The 16,649-nt window shown below is 67.7% G+C and carries 17 protein-coding genes; 9 read left to right on the forward strand and 8 right to left on the reverse strand.

The window, feature by feature from the left end:
* Positions 1-202: 202 nt before the first annotated feature.
* From BM060_RS16755 to BM060_RS16765, 3 genes are all read right to left on the reverse strand, one after another.
* The gene (locus BM060_RS16755) at positions 203-613 is read right to left on the reverse strand and encodes a type II toxin-antitoxin system VapC family toxin (RefSeq protein ID WP_009613158.1); all 411 of its coding nucleotides are present in this window, start codon (positions 611-613) and stop codon (positions 203-205) included.
* Complete coding sequence (locus BM060_RS16760; protein WP_074981184.1) at positions 610-870, reverse strand: antitoxin; 261 nt, start codon at positions 868-870, stop codon at positions 610-612. The genes BM060_RS16755 and BM060_RS16760 overlap by 4 nt, the downstream gene beginning before the upstream one ends.
* Before the next feature lie 82 nt (positions 871-952).
* On the reverse strand, positions 953-2,077 hold the full coding sequence (locus tag BM060_RS16765; RefSeq protein ID WP_074981408.1) for a methyltransferase: 1,125 nt from the start codon (positions 2,075-2,077) through the stop codon (positions 953-955).
* 128 nt (positions 2,078-2,205) lie between these two features.
* Here BM060_RS16765 and BM060_RS16770 point away from each other — a divergent pair, with 128 nt between their 5' ends.
* On the forward strand, positions 2,206-2,982 hold the full coding sequence (locus BM060_RS16770) for a ferredoxin--NADP reductase (protein ID WP_061562836.1): 777 nt from the start codon (positions 2,206-2,208) through the stop codon (positions 2,980-2,982).
* Positions 2,983-3,170: 188 nt separating this feature from the next.
* A complete protein-coding gene (locus BM060_RS16775; protein ID WP_074981187.1) occupies positions 3,171-4,724 on the forward strand; it encodes a TerC family protein in 1,554 nt (517 codons plus the stop codon).
* Positions 4,725-4,741: 17 nt separating this feature from the next.
* On the opposite strand, the gene mscL is transcribed toward BM060_RS16775, so the two are convergent.
* A complete protein-coding gene (gene mscL, locus BM060_RS16780) occupies positions 4,742-5,155 on the reverse strand; it encodes a large-conductance mechanosensitive channel protein MscL (protein WP_074981190.1) in 414 nt (137 codons plus the stop codon).
* 192 nt (positions 5,156-5,347) lie between these two features.
* Here mscL and BM060_RS16785 point away from each other — a divergent pair, with 192 nt between their 5' ends.
* The 3 genes from BM060_RS16785 (at position 5,348) to radA (ending at position 7,379) form a co-directional block, all read left to right on the forward strand.
* Positions 5,348-5,590, forward strand: coding sequence for an HP1242/YdcH family protein (locus tag BM060_RS16785; protein ID WP_074981193.1), 243 nt, complete (start codon positions 5,348-5,350; stop codon positions 5,588-5,590).
* Positions 5,591-5,667: 77 nt separating this feature from the next.
* Complete coding sequence (locus tag BM060_RS16790) at positions 5,668-5,910, forward strand: hypothetical protein (RefSeq protein WP_074981196.1); 243 nt, start codon at positions 5,668-5,670, stop codon at positions 5,908-5,910.
* A gap of 95 nt (positions 5,911-6,005) precedes the next feature.
* Positions 6,006-7,379, forward strand: a complete 1,374-nt coding sequence (gene radA / locus BM060_RS16795; RefSeq protein ID WP_074981199.1) for a DNA repair protein RadA — start codon at positions 6,006-6,008, stop codon at positions 7,377-7,379.
* Between the two features lie 611 nt (positions 7,380-7,990).
* Here radA and BM060_RS16800 read toward each other — a convergent pair.
* Positions 7,991-8,362 (reverse strand): PilZ domain-containing protein, encoded by a 372-nt coding sequence (locus BM060_RS16800; protein ID WP_009613140.1) that lies wholly within the window; start codon positions 8,360-8,362, stop codon positions 7,991-7,993.
* Positions 8,363-8,508: 146 nt separating this feature from the next.
* Between BM060_RS16800 and BM060_RS16805 the strand changes: the two genes are divergently transcribed.
* From BM060_RS16805 to yjiA, 4 genes are all read left to right on the forward strand, one after another.
* The gene (locus BM060_RS16805) at positions 8,509-9,015 is read left to right on the forward strand and encodes a DUF3015 domain-containing protein (RefSeq protein ID WP_074981201.1); all 507 of its coding nucleotides are present in this window, start codon (positions 8,509-8,511) and stop codon (positions 9,013-9,015) included.
* Positions 9,016-9,215: 200 nt separating this feature from the next.
* Entirely contained in the window at positions 9,216-11,282 is a 2,067-nt protein-coding gene (locus BM060_RS16810; protein ID WP_058070081.1) for a carbon starvation CstA family protein, read from the forward strand.
* A 15-nt stretch (positions 11,283-11,297) separates the two neighbouring features.
* Complete coding sequence (locus BM060_RS16815; protein ID WP_009613138.1) at positions 11,298-11,501, forward strand: YbdD/YjiX family protein; 204 nt, start codon at positions 11,298-11,300, stop codon at positions 11,499-11,501.
* 75 nt (positions 11,502-11,576) lie between these two features.
* The gene (yjiA, locus tag BM060_RS16820; RefSeq protein ID WP_074981203.1) at positions 11,577-12,557 is read left to right on the forward strand and encodes a GTPase; all 981 of its coding nucleotides are present in this window, start codon (positions 11,577-11,579) and stop codon (positions 12,555-12,557) included.
* Positions 12,558-12,757: 200 nt separating this feature from the next.
* On the opposite strand, the gene BM060_RS16825 is transcribed toward yjiA, so the two are convergent.
* The 3 genes from BM060_RS16825 to BM060_RS16835 form a co-directional block, all read right to left on the reverse strand.
* Positions 12,758-14,245 carry an APC family permease gene (locus BM060_RS16825; protein WP_074981205.1) on the reverse strand — a complete coding sequence of 496 codons (1,488 nt, stop codon included), beginning with the start codon at positions 14,243-14,245 and terminating at the stop codon, positions 12,758-12,760.
* A 350-nt stretch (positions 14,246-14,595) separates the two neighbouring features.
* Entirely contained in the window at positions 14,596-15,339 is a 744-nt protein-coding gene (locus BM060_RS16830; RefSeq protein WP_074981208.1) for a cache domain-containing protein, read from the reverse strand.
* A gap of 438 nt (positions 15,340-15,777) precedes the next feature.
* Entirely contained in the window at positions 15,778-16,527 is a 750-nt protein-coding gene (locus BM060_RS16835) for a FadR/GntR family transcriptional regulator (RefSeq protein ID WP_074981209.1), read from the reverse strand.
* Positions 16,528-16,649: the final 122 nt, after the last annotated feature.

The raw sequence follows: 16,649 nt of genomic DNA on the forward strand, positions 1-16,649 counted from the left end.
CAGCGTAGGAGCGGATCTCATCCGCGAAACGCGCCGATACGTCCGGCTATCGCGGACAAGGTCCGCTCCTACGAGGGAGGCATACCGTGCCTGCCGGCAACCTGTAGGAGCGGGCCCTGCCCGCGATTCGCGCGCAGGGCGCGCTCCTACAGGGGAGCGGCGCGGCTGGGGCAGCGTAGCAGCGGACTCCGTCCGCGATGTCCTACTCGGCAGCCCAATCTTCCAGGCACAGCCCGTCGATGCGTTCGAACTCGCGGGTGTTGTGCGTCACCAGGGTCGCCTCCAGCGCCAGGGCGTGGCAGGCGATCCATAGGTCGTTGGCGCCGATCGGCGTGCCGGCCAGCTTGAGGCGGGTGAACTGCGTCGCGTAGTGCTCGCACAGGCGCGGGGTGCCGTCGTAGACCACCGGCACCTGGCGCGTCAGGCGCTCCAGCTGGCGCAGAACCTCGCTGCGCCGGGTGCTGCGTTCGGCGCCCTTGAGCAGTTCTGCGTAGGTGAAGAAGGACATGCACAGGCCGGCGTCGGCGGGCAGGGCGTTGACCCGTCGGGCCACGGATTCCGGGCGGTTCTTCAGCAGGTAGATGAGGATGTTGGTGTCGAGCAGGTATTTCACAGCTCTTCCCGCTCCTGCATCGGCGGCTGTTCGCGCTGCCCTTCCTCCAGCGCTTCGATGAACTCGTTGTCGAAGTCGGACAGCGCCTGCAGCAACGCCTCGCCGCGGTCCTCGGGCAATGGGTGGATGACCAGGTCGCCATTGGCTTGGCGGCGGATCTCCACGCGGCTGGCGTTCAGGCGGAACTCCTGGGGAATGCGCACCGCCTGGCTGTTGCCGTTCATGAAGACGCGGCTGGGGAGTGTGGGCGAGGACATGGCAAGGACCTCCACAGATATGTGTGTACAGTTGTGTGTGTATCCTGCGCCGCCGCCCCGCAGAAGGCAATGACCGTCGGTCCTACTTGCTCGCCTTGAGCACCACGAACTTCGGGTTCGCCGCCACCTGTTCGACGCCGCGGAACAGGCGCTTGAGCTTGGCGTGGTAGCCCAGGTGGCGGTTGCCGACTATCCACAGCTGGCCGCCGCTGACCAGCGCGTGGCGGGCCTGCTGGAACATGCGCCAGGCGAGGAAGTCGCCGACCACCTGCTGCTGGTGGAAGGGCGGGTTGCACAGCACCACGTCCAGCGAGTCCGCCGGCTGTCCGGCCAGGCCGTCGGCGGCGTGGAATTCCGCCTCGCGTTCGCCCAGGGCGGCGCGCCAGTTCTCGCGGGCCGACTGCACGGCCATGAAGGATTCGTCCACCAGGCTGTAGTGGGCCTCCGGGTTGGCCAGGGCGCTGGCGATGGCGAGCACGCCGTTGCCGCAGCCCAGGTCCGCTACCCGCGCCCGGCCCAGGCCGCGCGGCAGGTGCGGGAGGAAGGCGCGGGTGCCGATGTCCAGGCCTTCGCGGCAGAACACGTTGGCATGGTTGAGCAGTTCCAGCTTCGGCTCGTCCAGCGTGTAGCGGCTGGGGTAGGGCGAGGCGACCGGGGCTTTATCCACAGGCGTGGCGAACAGCAGGCGGGCCTTCTTTTCGGCCAGCGAGGCCTGCACCGGGCCGATGTATTTTTCCAGCAGGTCGCCGGCGGCGCGCGGCAGGTGCTTGACCATGGCCCCGGCGATCACCCGCGCGCCCGGCGCCAGGCGGCCGTGCAGGCGGATCAGCTGTTCCTCCAGCAGGGCCAGGGTCTTGGGCACCCGCAGCAGCACCAGGTTGAAGGGCCCCGCCGGGGTTTCGCTGGCCGGGACGAATATCACGGCGTCCTCCGCCAGGCCGTTGCGCGCCAGGTTCTTGCCCAGGGCCTGGGCGGCGAGGAAGGAGTCGCCGCTGCTGGTCACCTGCGCGTGCCCGGCCAGGCCCGCGGCCAGGGCGCCGAAGGCATCGTTGAGCACCAGCACCCGGCAATCGCCGGCCAGGCCGTCGGCGGCCACCTGGCGCAGCAGGTATTCGTCGGCGGCGTCGAAGGCTTGCAGCGGGTCGTTGCGTTGCTCCGGCTGGCGGATCAGGTCGAGTTCGGCGAAGGGCGTGTGGAAGGTCGGCATGGGCATCGCTTTTTCGTTGCGCCAGGTCAGGCCGGCCGCGGTTTGAGGCAAAGGCCCTGATATCTGACGGTGTTTCTCGCTCTTGCGATGGGAGAAACTGTAGGCAGAGATTGGATCGGGAGCGGAGTATGACCGCCAGCGAAGAGAAGTTCACCCGTCAGACGCTGCTCGACGTGCAGACGCTGACCCCCAGCCTGTTCACCCTGCGCACCACCCGCGACGCGGGCTTTCGCTTCCGCGCCGGGCAGTTCGCCCGCCTGGGCGTGTACAAGCCCAGCGGTAGCATCGTCTGGCGCGCCTATTCGATGGTCTCGGCGCCCCACGACGAGCACCTGGAGTTCTTCTCCATCGTGGTGCCGGGCGGGGAGTTCACCAGCGAGCTGAGCCGCCTACGCGAGGGCGACCAGTTGCTGGTCGACCGCCAGGCCTTCGGCTTCCTCACCCTCGACCGCTTCCCCGACGGCCGCGACCTCTGGCTGCTGGCCACCGGCACCGGGCTTGCGCCCTTCCTGTCGATCCTCCAGGACTTCGAGGTGTGGGAGCGCTTCGAGACCATCAAGCTGGTCTACAGCGCCCGCGAGGAAAAGGAGCTGGCCTATCGCGAGCTGATCGCCGGCCTGGCCGGGCGCGACTACCTGGCCGAGCACGCGCACAAGCTGCAGTTCATCCCCGTGGTCACCCGCGAGCAGGTGCCCGGCTGCCTGGGCGCGCGCATCACCACGCTGATCGAGAACGGCGAGCTGGAACGCGCCGCCGGCCTGGAACTCACCCCCGAGCATTCGCGGGTGATGCTCTGCGGCAACCCGCAGATGATCGAGGACACCCGCACGGCGCTGAAGACCCGCGGCATGAGCCTGGCGCTGACGCGCAAGCCCGGGCAGATCGCCGTGGAGAACTACTGGTAGGCAAGATTTGGAAAAGATTGCCCGCTTAAGGGGCGGGCGTCTTTGCCCTTAGGATGGCCGTCCATCCATAGCCCCTGGAACCCCATGGACTGCCACACGAGCGAGCCGCCCCCGGCGGCCGACGACCCCTTCAGTAGTACCTTCCCCCACACCCTCGCCGCGCCCCTGCGCGCGCCCCGGAGCTGACCATGGAGTGGCTCCTGGACCCTACGGCCTGGCTCGGCCTGCTCACCCTGATCCTGCTGGAGCTGGTGCTGGGCATCGACAACCTGGTGTTCATCGCCATCCTCGCCGACAAGCTGCCGCCGCAGCTGCGCGACCGCGCCCGGCTGATCGGCCTGTCGCTGGCGCTGCTGATGCGCCTGGGCCTGCTGGCCAGCATCTCCTGGCTGGTGACCCTCACCGAACCGCTGTTCGAAGTCTTCGGCAAGGCCTTCTCCGGGCGTGACCTGATCATGCTGTTGGGCGGCCTGTTCCTGCTGTTCAAGGCCACCCTGGAATTGCACGAACGCCTGGAAGGGCGCGTGCACAAGGCTGGCGGCGCGCGGGTCTACGCCGCGTTCTGGCCGGTGGTGGCGCAGATCGTGGTGCTCGACGCGGTGTTCTCCCTGGACGCGGTGATCACCGCCGTAGGCATGGTCGAGCAACTGGAAGTGATGATGATCGCCGTGGTCTTCTCCATGGCCCTGATGATGGTCGCCAGCAAACCGCTGACCGCCTTCGTCAACGCCCACCCCACGGTGATCATGCTGTGCCTGGGCTTCCTCATGATGATCGGCTTCAGCCTCACCGCCGAGGGCCTGGGCTTCCACATCCCGAAGGGCTACCTGTACGCCGCCATCGGCTTCTCGATCCTCATCGAGCTGGCCAACCAGGCGGTGCGCTGGCGCCGCCGGCGCAGCCTGCAGGGCAGCCGCGGCCCGCGTGAGCGCACGCGCTACGCGGTGCTGCGCCTGCTGGGCGGCAAGGTGGAGGCCGACGAGGTGGGCGAGGAGATCGCCGACATGCTGGGCGAGGAACCGGCCGACGCGCCCTTCGACCGCCGCGAGCGGGTGCTAATCAGCGGCGTGCTGGAGCTGGCCGAGCGCTCCATCCGCACGGTGATGACCGAGCGCACCGAGGTGCACCGCATCGACCTGGACGCCGACGCCGGGCAGACGCGCCAGGTGCTGCTGGATTCGCCCTTCTCGCGCCTGCTGGTGATCCGCGCCGGCCAGGTCGACGAGCCGCTGGGCTACGTGCACAAGAAGGAACTGCTCAAGGCCATCCTCGCCGGCCGCCAGCCGGACATCGAGCCGCTGCTGCGGGCGCCGCTGAACCTGCCGGACAGCTGCAGCGTGCTCGGCGCCCTGGAACAGATGCGCCAGGCCTCGACCCACGTGGCCTTCGTGGTCAACGAGTTCGGCGGCTTCGAGGGCCTGCTGATGCTGACCGACATTCTCCAGGCGATTGCCGGTGAACTGCCGGACGCCAGCGAGATGACCGGCCCGGACATCGAGAAGGGCAGCGATGGCTGGCGCGTGCGCGGCGCCACCACCCTGGCGCTGCTGGCCGAGCGCATCGGCTTCCGCGGCCAGGCGCCGGAGGACTGCCGCACCCTGGGCGGCTTGGCGCTGCACCTGCTGGACCGCCTGCCGGCGGCCGGTGACGAACTGGAGCACCGCGGCTGGCGCCTGCGGGTGCTGGAAGTGAAGGAGCGGCGCGTCGAGCGCCTGCTGCTGCAACCGCCGCGCGCCGCCTGACGGCGCGCGGGGCTGGTTCAGCTGTGGTTCTGCTGGTTCTTCAGCAGGTCGCGGATCTCGGTCAGCAGCACTTCCTCGGGCGTCGGCGCCGGCGGCGCTTCGGGGGCGGCGGCCTCTTCGCGCTTGAGCCGGTTGATGGCCTTCACGCCCATGAAGATGGCGAAGGCGACGATCAGGAAGTCCAGGCAGGTCTGGATGAACTTGCCGTAGGCCAGCACCACCGCCGGGACGTCGCCCTCGGCGGCCTTGAGGGTGATGGCCAGGTCGGAGAAGTCGACCCCCCCGATCAGCAGGCCGATCGGCGGCATGATCACGTCGCCGACGAAGGACGAGACGATCTTGCCGAAGGCGGCCCCGATGATGATACCGACGGCCATGTCGACCACGTTGCCTTTGACGGCAAAGGCCTTGAACTCGCTAAGCAGACTCATGCACAGACTCCTTGTAGGGATAGAGAGGGACAGGGGGGAGTTTAGCGGCCGCGCCGGCGTTGAACACTCCCCCCGAGCCGCCATGGACAGCCGCCAGCGCAAAAGTTCCGGCATGACCGGCGGCGCTGGGCGAAATTCGGTGGTGGTCTAGGCTGAAGGGAATCATCCACCCACGCAGTAAGGAGGACCGCCATGCCGCTGGAGCACCATCCCCTGGCCCGTGAGTTTCCCGATCAGCGCGCCAAGATCGCCAAGCTCATCGGCGAGAACAGCCATTTCACCCGCCTGGCCGGCACCTACGAGGAGCTGGACCGGCGCATCTACGACATCGAGGACGGGCGCGAGCCGCTGGATGACCTGGCGCTGAACAACCTCAAGCTGCAGCGGGTCGCCCTGAAGGACGAGATCGCCGAACTGTTGCAGCGTTCAGCCTGAGCTTGATCGATATCAAGGGGGCTCGCCGAGGTCGGGCGTAGTCTTCGGACATCCTTTTCTACTGCTGGTGATTCGCCATGCGTAAAGAGCAGCGTCCCCTCGGCAAGACCCTCCGCAAGCAGGCCAAGACCCCCTTCGACCCGCGCCGGGCCCAGGAGCGCCTGGTGCGCCTGAAACTGCAGTACGAATTGCTCGACCAGCGCATCAGCCGGGTGGAGGAGGGCATCGAACGCCCCGACTGCACCCTGGCCTCGCTGATCATGCGCCGCGAAGGCCTGCGCTACGACATGGAGAGCCAGTACCGCCTGCTGGCGGGCTGATCCTCCGGCGGCATCCGTCGGCCATTGCCGCGCCGGGCTGAAGCGCCCGGCGCGAACCGCTATGATGCGGGCTTTGTCTTCGACGGAGTCCGCCCATGGCCAAGGCCAAGCGCATGTACGGCTGCACCGAGTGCGGCGCCACCTTCCCCAAATGGGCCGGCCAGTGCGCCGACTGCGGCGCCTGGAACACCCTGGTGGAGACCGTCGTCGACACCACGCCCACCGGCGGTTCCGGCAGTTCCGGGCGCGGCGGCTGGGCCGGGCAGCAGGCCAACATCAAGACCCTGGCGGAAGTCAGCGTCGAGGAGATGCCGCGCTTCAGCACCGCTTCCAACGAGCTCGACCGCGCCCTGGGCGGCGGCCTGGTGGACGGCTCCGTGGTGCTGATCGGTGGCGACCCGGGCATCGGCAAGTCGACCATCCTCCTGCAGACCCTGTGCAGCATCGCCAGCCGCATGCCGGCGCTCTACGTCACCGGCGAAGAGTCGCAGCAGCAGGTGGCCATGCGCGCGCGGCGCCTGGGCCTGCCGGAAGACAAGCTCAAGGTCATGACCGAGACCTGCATCGAGACCATCATCGCCACCGCTCGCCACGAGCAGCCCAAGGTGATGGTGATCGACTCCATCCAGACCATCTTCACCGAGCAGCTGCAATCGGCCCCCGGCGGCGTCGCCCAGGTGCGCGAGAGCGCCGCGCTGCTGGTGCGCTTCGCCAAGCAGAGCGGCACGGCGATCTTCCTGGTCGGCCACGTCACCAAGGAAGGCGCCCTGGCCGGCCCGCGGGTGCTGGAGCACATGGTCGACACCGTGCTGTATTTCGAGGGCGAGTCCGACGGCCGCCTGCGCCTGCTGCGGGCGGTGAAGAACCGCTTCGGCGCGGTCAACGAGCTGGGCGTCTTCGCCATGACCGACCGTGGTCTGAAGGAGGTCTCCAACCCTTCGGCGATCTTCCTCACCCGCGCCCAGGAATCGGTGCCCGGCAGCGTGGTCATGGCCACCTGGGAGGGCTCGCGGCCGATGCTGGTGGAGGTGCAGGCGCTGGTCGACACCAGCCACCTGGCCAACCCGCGGCGCGTCACCCTGGGCCTGGACCAGAACCGCCTGGCCATGCTGCTGGCGGTGCTGCACCGCCACGGCGGCATCCCCACCTACGACCAGGACGTGTTCCTCAACGTGGTGGGCGGGGTGAAGGTGCTGGAAACCGCGTCGGACCTGGCGCTGATGGCGGCGGTGATGTCCAGCCTGCGCAACCGGCCGCTGGATCACCAGCTGCTGGTGTTCGGCGAGGTCGGCCTGTCCGGCGAGGTGCGCCCGGTGCCCAGCGGCCAGGAGCGCCTGAAGGAAGCCGCCAAGCACGGCTTCAAGCGCGCCATCGTGCCCCAGGGCAACGCCCCCAAGGAGGCCCCGCCGGGGCTGCAGGTGATCCCGGTGACGCGCCTGGAGCAGGCGCTGGATGCGTTGTTCGAATAGCCAGCGCCGAGTTGCCCTTCGTAGGAGCGAGGGGGACGCCTAGTTCTTGCTCGCGAACAGATTCCGTAGCGGGGCTCATTCGCGAGCAAGCTCGCTCCTACGAAAAGCCGTGTTCGCCCATACGGTAGGAGCGGGCCCTGCCCGCGATTCGCGCGCAGGGCGCGCTCCTACAGGGGAATGGCGCAGGTGGGGCGACGTAGGCGGATCTCATCCGCGAATCGCGCCGATAGTTCCGGCTATCGCGGACAAGGTCCGCTCCTACGGGGGAGGAATGCCGTGCTACCCAGCGAACTGTAGGAGCGGGCCCTGCCCGCGATTTCGCGCGCAGGGCGCGCTCCTACAGGGGAATGGCGCAGGTGGGGCGGCGTAGGCGGATCTCATCCGCGAATCGCGCCGATAGTTCCGGCTATCGCGGACAAGGTCCGCTCCTACGGGGGAGGAATGCCGTGCTACCCGCTCCTACATGGGAATGGCGTGGGTGGGGCGGCGTAGGGCGGATAACGTTCGACGTTATCCGCCGGTTAACCGTGATTCCCGGCAGCCCCGAGGCTGACCTGGGCGCGGGCCATACCCTGGGTCAAACGGCGTACAACCGCGAACGGTTGTACGCCCTACGCCTGCTCCCCCAGCGCCGTCAGCTCGCGTTCCAGCAGGCTCGCGTCGCCCAGGTTGAGTTCCACCAGGCGGCGCAGGTGGCTGATGGAGTCCAGGTCGATGTGCCGGCAGATGAAGCCCAGCAGGCCTTCGCGTTCCCAGGCCAGGTCCGCCTCCATGTAGATGTTGGCGTCGAAGCCCAGGTAGATGCGCACCTCGAAGGGCTTGCCCGGGTCGCCGTTCCAGCCCGGCGGGCGGGTCACCAGCAGGCCCTGCAGCGACAGGTCTTGCAATTCGGCCTTCCAGCGCTGGCCGTCCTGGGCGACCTCGGTGCTGGCGTCGAAGGCGATGCGGCTGAAGCGCCGTCGTTCAGCGTGATCGTCACTCATGGGGGGGCTCTCCGGCCGATTTGCGTTCGCCTCACTATAGCCAAGCCCCTGTCGCCCGTCGCATCGCCGGCCGGCGGTTTGACAGCCGTCCGGGCGTCGCCAAAGCTGCTAGGGCGGTTCCCCATCAAACCAAGGCGGAGCGGAGCATGGACAACAAGATTCTGGGAAAGGGGCTTATCCTCGGGGTTCTGGCGTCGGCGAGCCTGCTGGCCCAGGCCGATGACGCCAGCAGCAAGGGCTGCGGCTGGGGCCAGTTGCTCTTCGAAGGCCAGCGCGGGCTGCTCCCGCACCTGCTGGCCACTACCACCAACGGCACCTCTGGCAACGCCACCTTCGGCCTCACCTCCGGCACCAACGGCTGCGACTCCAACGTGCGTATCCGCTACAGCGGCCGCTCGGTCCTGGCCATGAACGGCATGCTCGACAGCATCGCCGAGGACATGGCCAGGGGCCACGGCGAGGCGCTGGACGCCTACGCCACCCTGCTCGGCGTGCAGGCGCAGGACCGCGCGCACTTTGCCCAGGTCACCCGGCAGCACTTCGGCGAAATCTTCGCCAGCCAGGACGCCACCAGCGAACAGGTCTACGCCAACACCCTGGCGGTGATGCAGCGCGACGCCACCCTGGCGCGCTACGCCAAGCAACCCGCCTGAGCTTCCCAGCCCGCTCCGGCCCGCGCGCAAACCCTCGACGCAGAGCGGTTTGCGCGACGCGGGCCGCGACACCAGACCGCCCCTTTTCAGGCGGCAATATCGTTGCAACGGCTCTAGACTAAGGTCGTATAAATGACTCGCCGGAAAGGACTAGAATTTTTCCTGCGAATTCTCGCCCTTCAACAGTCGGAAGCATCGCCATGAACAATAACAACAGCCTGCTACGTCACATCGCCTGGGCGATCGTGGCGATAGTCGGAGCATGTGCCTTAGGAGTCGTGGCGCTTCGCCGCGGCGAAGCCATCAATGCCCTGTGGATCGTGGTAGCGGCGGTCGCCATCTACCTGGTCGCCTACCGCTACTACAGCCTGTTCATCGCCGAGAAGGTGATGCAACTGGACCCCAACCGAGCCACCCCCGCGGTGCTCAACAACGACGGCCTGGACTACGTCCCGACCAACAAGCACATCCTCTTCGGTCACCACTTCGCCGCCATCGCCGGCGCCGGCCCGCTGGTGGGCCCGGTGCTCGCCGCGCAGATGGGCTACCTGCCCGGCACCCTCTGGCTGATCGCCGGGGTGGTCCTGGCCGGCGCGGTGCAGGACTTCATGATCCTGTTCATCTCCAGCCGCCGCAACGGGCGCTCGCTGGGTGAACTGGTGCGCGAGGAAATGGGGCAGGTGGCGGGGACCATCGCCCTGTTCGGCGCGTTCCTGATCATGATCATCATCCTCGCGGTGCTCGCCCTGATCGTGGTGAAAGCCCTGGCGGAAAGCCCCTGGGGCATGTTCACGGTGATGGCCACCATCCCGATCGCGATCCTCATGGGCGTGTACATGCGCTACATCCGCCCGGGCCGCATCGGCGAGATCTCGGTGGTCGGCGTGGCCCTGCTGCTGGGCTCCATCTGGCTCGGCGGGCAGGTCGCGGCCAGCCCCGAATGGGCGCCGGTGTTCACCTTCCACGGCGTGCAGATCGTCTGGATGCTGATCGGCTACGGCGCCATCGCCTCGGTGCTGCCGGTGTGGCTGCTGCTGGCCCCGCGCGACTACCTGTCGACCTTCCTGAAGATCGGCACCATCGTCGCCCTGGCCATCGGCATCCTGATCGTCATGCCGGAGCTGAAGATGCCGGCCCTGACGCAGTTCACCGACGGCACCGGCCCGGTGTGGAAGGGCAGCCTGTTCCCCTTCCTGTTCATCACCATCGCCTGTGGCGCCGTGTCCGGCTTCCACGCGCTGATCTCCTCGGGCACCACGCCCAAGCTGCTCAACCGCGAGCCCGACGCCCGCTACATCGGCTACGGCGGCATGCTGATGGAGTCCTTCGTGGCGATCATGGCCATGGTCGCCGCTTCGGTGATCGAGCCGGGCATCTACTTCGCCATGAACAGCCCGCCGGCGGTGGTCGGCACTGACGTCGCCGCGGTGGCCGCGACCGTCAGCGGCTGGGGCTTTGCCATCACCCCGGAAATACTCACCCAGACCGCCAAGGACATCGGCGAGACCACCATCCTGGCCCGCGCCGGCGGCGCCCCGACCCTGGCCGTGGGCATCGCCCACATCCTCCACCAGGTGCTGCCGGGCGAGAACACCATGGCCTTCTGGTACCACTTCGCGATCCTCTTCGAGGCGCTGTTCATCCTCACCGCGGTGGACGCCGGCACCCGCGCCGGGCGCTTCATGCTGCAGGACCTGCTGGGCAACTTCGTCCCGTCGCTGAAGAAGACCGACTCCTGGGGCGCCAACATCGTCGGCACCGGCGGCTGCGTGGCGCTGTGGGGCTGGCTGCTGTACCAGGGCGTGGTCGACCCGCTGGGCGGCATCAACACCCTGTGGCCGCTGTTCGGCATCTCCAACCAGATGCTCGCCGGCATCGCCCTGATGCTCGCCACCGTGGTGCTGATCAAGATGAAGCGCCAGCAGTACGTGTGGGTCACCGCGCTGCCGGCGGCCTGGCTGCTGATCTGCACCAGCGCCGCGGGCCTGATCAAGATCTTCGACGGCAACCCGGCGGTGGGCTTCGTCGCCCTGGCGCAGAAGTACGGCGCCGCGCTGGACGCCGGCCAGGTCCTGGCCCCGGCCAAGGACCTCGCCCAGGTCAAGACGGTGATGCTCAACGCCTACATCAACGCCGGTCTCACCGTGCTGTTCCTGCTGGTGGTGTTCAGCGTGCTGGTGTACTCCATCAAGGTCGGCGCCAAGGCCTGGACCAAGAAGGAGCGCACCGACAAGGAAGCGCCGTTCCAGCCCATTCCCGAGGCCTGAGGCAGGAGGTGACACGTGTTCAATGACCTCAGCCGCATGGGCAAGTACCTCGGGCAGGCCGCCAGGATGCTGGTGGGCATGCCCGACTACGACACCTATGTCGAGCACATGCGCAACAAGCACCCGGACAAGCCGGTGATGAGCTACAAGGAGTTCTTCCGCGAACGCCAGGAGGCACGCTACGGCGGCGGCAAGGGGCGACCGATCCGTTGCTGCTGAAGCCGCGGATGGGTGTATAAACGGACGGGCCGCCAGCGAGCGGCCCGTTTTCATTTTCCTGCCCGGATGGTTCCCATGAGTGATTCCGTAGTGCCCGCGCAGATTCCGGTGACCGTGCTCACCGGCTTCCTCGGCGCCGGCAAGACCACCCTGTTGCGCCACATCCTGCAGGCCGAGCATGGCCTGAAGATCGCGGTGATCGAGAACGAATTCAGCGACGCCCCCATCGACGGCCAGTTGCTGGGCGATGCCCCGGCGCAGGTCATGACGCTGTCCAACGGCTGCGTCTGCTGCACCATCAACAACGACCTGGAGCGTTCGCTGTACCTGCTGCTGGAGCAGCGCGACAGCGGCGAGATCGCCTTCGACCGCCTGGTGATCGAATGCACGGGCCTCGCCGACCCGGCGCCGGTGGCGCAGACCTTCTTCGTCGACGAGACGCTGCGCGAGCGCTACCTGCTCGACGGCATCATCACCCTGGTGGACGCCGCCAACGCCGACCGCCACCTGCAGGAAGCCATCGCCCAGGCCCAGGTCGGCTTCGGCGACCGCATCCTGGTGAGCAAGCGCGACCTGGTCAGCGCCGAGCAGTACCTGGCCCTGGCCGAACGCCTGCAGCGCATCAACCGGCGCGCCGAGCTGCACCCGGTGGACCACGGCCGCATCGAACTGGAACGCCTGCTCGACGTGCGCGGCTTCAACCTCAACGCCGACCTCGGCCTGCGCCCGCTGCAGCCGCTGCGCCCGGTGGCGGCCAGCGACGACCGCATCCGCACCCTGGTGCTGCGCAGCGACAAGCCGCTGAACATCGAACGCCTGAGCGAGTTCATGGACGACCTGCTGCAATGGCACGGCAACTCGCTGCTGCGCTACAAGGGCGTGCTGAACATCCAGGGCGAGGAACGCCGCCTGGTGTTCCAGGGCGTGCTGCGGCTGTACGGCTTCGACTGGGACACTCCCTGGGGCGAGGAGGCGCGCGAGAGCGTGATCGTGTTCATCGGCGACAACCTGCCGGAGGAGCAGATCCGCCAGGGGTTCGAGGCGATCGTTGGTTGAGGTGTGGCAGTTGCTTTTGTAGGAGCGAGCTTGCTCGCGAACAGAGTTTCCCGGGCATGCCGGTGCCGGGCATGAGAGCGCCCTCTCCCCAACCCTCTCCCTTCAGGGAGAGGGTTGGGGAGAGGGTGCTCTTCAGCTCCTAACCCCGCTCAAAAAGAAACGCCCGGCATTCACCGGGCGCTCTTCTCAACAACCCACCCTCAATGCCGGGCCAGCTTCCAGGCGTCCCCTGCCGGCGCAGTGCCCTTGTCATAGGGCTTGAACACCGTCATGTACACCAGGCCCACGGCGATCACGATACTGCCCACCAGGATGATCCCGTAGTTGATGTACCAGGGCGCATCCGGGGTGCGCGGCCAGGACATGTTGATGATCGCCAGCAGGCCGTAGACCTGGGCGGCGATGTTCACCGGCCAGCCCCACTTGCCCAGGGTGAAGGCGCCGCTGGGCTTCCAGCCACGCAGGCGGGCGAACAGGGCGGCGCCGACGATCATCTGGAAGGCCAGGTAGATGCCGATGGCGGCGAAGCTGACCACGGTGCCGATGGCGTTCTGCAGGTAGAAGCCGATGCACACGATGATCGCCGGGATCACCCCGCACACCACCAGGGCGGCGGTGGGCACATGGGTGTTGGGCGACAGGCGCTGCAGCAGGCGGCTGCCCATGACCATCTCGTCGCGGGCGTAGGAGTACAGCAGGCGGCTGGCGGCGGCCTGCAGGCTGAGCACGCAGGACACGAACGACACCAGGATCACCAGCATCACCAGGCGCGCGCCGAGCGGGCCGAAGGCGCCGTCGAAGATGGTGGTCATCGGGTCCTTGTCGGCGCCGGAGATCACCGCGCCGATGTCCGGCACCGCGAGGATCAGCGCCAGGGCGGCGAACATCGAGGCGCCGCCGCCGATCCAGATGGTCATGCGCATGGCCTTGGGAATGCGCCGGCTGGGGTTCGGGGTTTCCTCGGCGACGTCGCCGCAGGCCTCGAAGCCGTAGTAGAGGAACATGCCGGCCAGGGAGGCGGTGAGGAACGCCGGCCAGTAGGCGCCGTCGATGCGGATGTCGAAGGTGTTGAACAGCACCGAGATCGGCTGGTGGCGTTCGAAGATCAGCAGGTAGCCGCCGATGACGATGGCGCCGATCAGCTCGCAGAGGAAGCCGAACATGGCCACCCGCGCCAGCAGCCTGGTGCCGCTGAGGTTGAGCAGGGTGGCGATCAGCGTCAGGCTCAGGCCGATCAGGGTGTTGGTCGCCGGGTCGGCCTCGAAGCCGAGCAGCGTGGCGACGTAGGGGCCGGCGCCCAGGGCCACCGCGGCGATGGTCACGCACAGCGACACCGAGTAGATCCAGCCGACCATCCACGCCCAGCGCTTGCCCACCAGGCGTCGGGCCCAGGGGTACACGCCGCCGGAGATCGGGAACTGCGAAACCACCTCGCAGAAGATCAGGCACACCAGCATCTGCCCCAGGCCCACCAGCAGGTACGACCAGAACATCGGCGGCCCGCCGGCGGCCAGGCACAGGCCGAAGATGCTGTACACGCCGACCACCGGCGAAAGGTAGGTGAAGCCCAGGGCGAAGTTCTGCCACAGGCTCATGCTGCGTTCGAAGTTGGAGGAATAGCCCAGCGCGCGGAGCTGTTCCGCGTCGCGGTCGACCGGGGCGATGCCGGGTTGGATCGGACTGTTCATCGTTATTGTTCCTGTATGGCTATGCACGTCGGCATTGAACAGATGGATCGGGACTGGGAGCCCGCTGCCCACGGCGTGTGGCGGCAGCGGTGAAAACCGGGGCGGCCTGGCTTGGGTAACAGCGGCGGCCGCCTGCGTGGAGCAAGCACAGCCTATGCCATATTACATATGATTTAAAATGTTTTATTGGGCGATCTGCGCTGGAAGGTGGGAAGGCTGGAGCTAGAGCGGTGGGCTCTTGCGCGCAACGGCCCGGACGACGGGGCCGCCAGGGCAGCGCAGTGCCCCGGCGGGGAGCGAAAATGGGGCGGAGTAACGCCGCATTGCTCCCTTCGGGAGCACTGGCGGGCTCAGGCTGCGCGGTGGCGCTTCTCCGGCAGCTGCACCAGGGTCCAGTGGGCGGACTGCTCGGCCAGGTTGGCGCGCTGGCAGCGGGCGTCGGTGGCCAGCCCCAGGCTGGCTATCTCGCCGGCGATGAAGTTGGCGGTGTTGGCCGCCACCACCCGGCCCTCGCCACTGAGGATCAGCGCCTCGTGCTCCAGGCGCATGAGCTTGGCGGTGACCACCCGCTCGAAGCGGTTCAGCGCGATGTCCGCGGCGGCCACGCCGAGGAAGCGCCCTTCCAGCAGCAGCGGGCGGGAGAAGGTGAGGATGTACATGTCCTGGCCGTAGAGGTCGACGTAGGGGCCGACCACGCTGCTGCGCCCGCTGTCGCGCGGGATGGCGAACCAGGGCATGGCGCAGTAGTCGTAGAAGTTCTCGCTGCGCCGGTTGAAGTTCAGGCTCAGCGGCACGGTGCGCCCGCCGGCGCCCAGCTGGCGCCACTCCAGGTACATTTCCTGGTCGCGCAGCACGCCCGGCTGCAGCACCACGCCGCAACCCTGCAGGCAGGCGCCGGGCTGCGTCAGGCAGCCTTCGATCAGCGGCCGCAGGCTGGCCAGGTCGGCGGAATCCACGGGCCTGCCGTCGGCCTCGCGCCAGATGCTGTCGATGGCGTTGGCCAGGGTGTCGATCTGGGCAAAGATGTTACTGATCGACACGTCGATGCGCTGGGCGCACTCGTCCAACGGGGTTTCACACACTGCGCTCGCCATGGCCTGGAGTCTCTTGTTCTAAGGGGAAGCGGACCTCCGGCGGATAAAAATCCTAAATCAGAGGTTTGCAGGGGAAAAACAGGGCAAGGGTTGTGCCAATCGGCCGTGTCTGCTTCTCGTAGGAGCGAGCTTGCTCGCGAACGGATTCCGCGCCTACAACGCCCCGGCTCCGAATCCACCTGTAGGAGCGCGCCCTGCGCGCGAATCGCGGGCAGGGCCCGCTCCTACAGGTGTACGCAGTCGACCCCCCGTAGGATGGGTTGAGCGAAGCGATACCCATCATCGTGCTGTTTATTGGGTTCCCGCGTTCGCGGGAATGACGCCGGAAAAAACGACTCTCACCCCGTCATTCCCGCGAACGCGGGAACCCAGAAAACAATGAGCGGACCTTGTCCGCGATTCGCGCGCAGGGCGCGCTCCTACGTGGGGCCGTTCGGCCTAGGGCGCTTCCTGGGCCAGGAGTTCCAGCTTCATGTCGATCAGGCGCTTGATGCCGCGGTTGACGTGGGCCTCGACCAGGGCGCCGGCCAGGTTCGGGTCGCCGGCGACTATCGCCTCGCGGATCGCCGTGTGCTCCTGCTGGATGGTTTCCACGCCGGGCGCGCCGGGCACCGGCAGCCAGAGCAGCTCGCCGATCTCCGCCTGCAGGCGGATTTCCGCGTGGGTGAGGCGCACCGACTGCGAGGCCACGGCGATCTCGATGTGGAAGCGCGCGTCGGCGCGGCGGCGTTCGTGGCGGGTGGTGGCCTTGCCCAGTGTCTCGATGTACTGCGCCAGGTGCTGGTGGTGCTCGCGGGAGGCGCGGCGGGCGGCCAGGCGCGCGGCGGTGCCGGAAATGGCGATGTGTTCGTCGCAGAGGTCGCGCAGGTCGATGGTGCTCAGCTCGTCGAGGCGGCTCAAGACGATCTCGGCGGGGATTTCCTCGATGGCGCGGATGAAGCTGCCGCCGTTGCGCCCGCGGCGGGTCTCGATGACGCCGCGCTGGCGCAGGTAGGCCAGGGCTTCACGGAGGGTCACGGTGGCCACGCCGAACTGCATGGCCAGCTCGGTCTCGCTGGGCAGTTGTTGGCCCTCGGCGAACAGGCCGAGGTCGATGGCGTCCATCAGCCGGCGCACGACCTCTTCGGTGCGGCCTTCCTGGCGCAGGCGGATGAAGGGGCCGGGAGCGGTGGGTGAGGATCCATTCATGCTGCGTTGCGGCCGCGGCGGGTGCTGGGCGCCGGAGCCAGAACTCCTGTAAGGGCCGGAGGGGGTGAGGGGCTGGCGCAGTATAACCTCATACTCAGAGTTCAATGTAGAAAGCGGCCGCC

This window comes from Pseudomonas citronellolis (assembly GCF_900112375.1).
In the GTDB taxonomy this organism is placed as follows: domain Bacteria; phylum Pseudomonadota; class Gammaproteobacteria; order Pseudomonadales; family Pseudomonadaceae; genus Pseudomonas; species Pseudomonas citronellolis.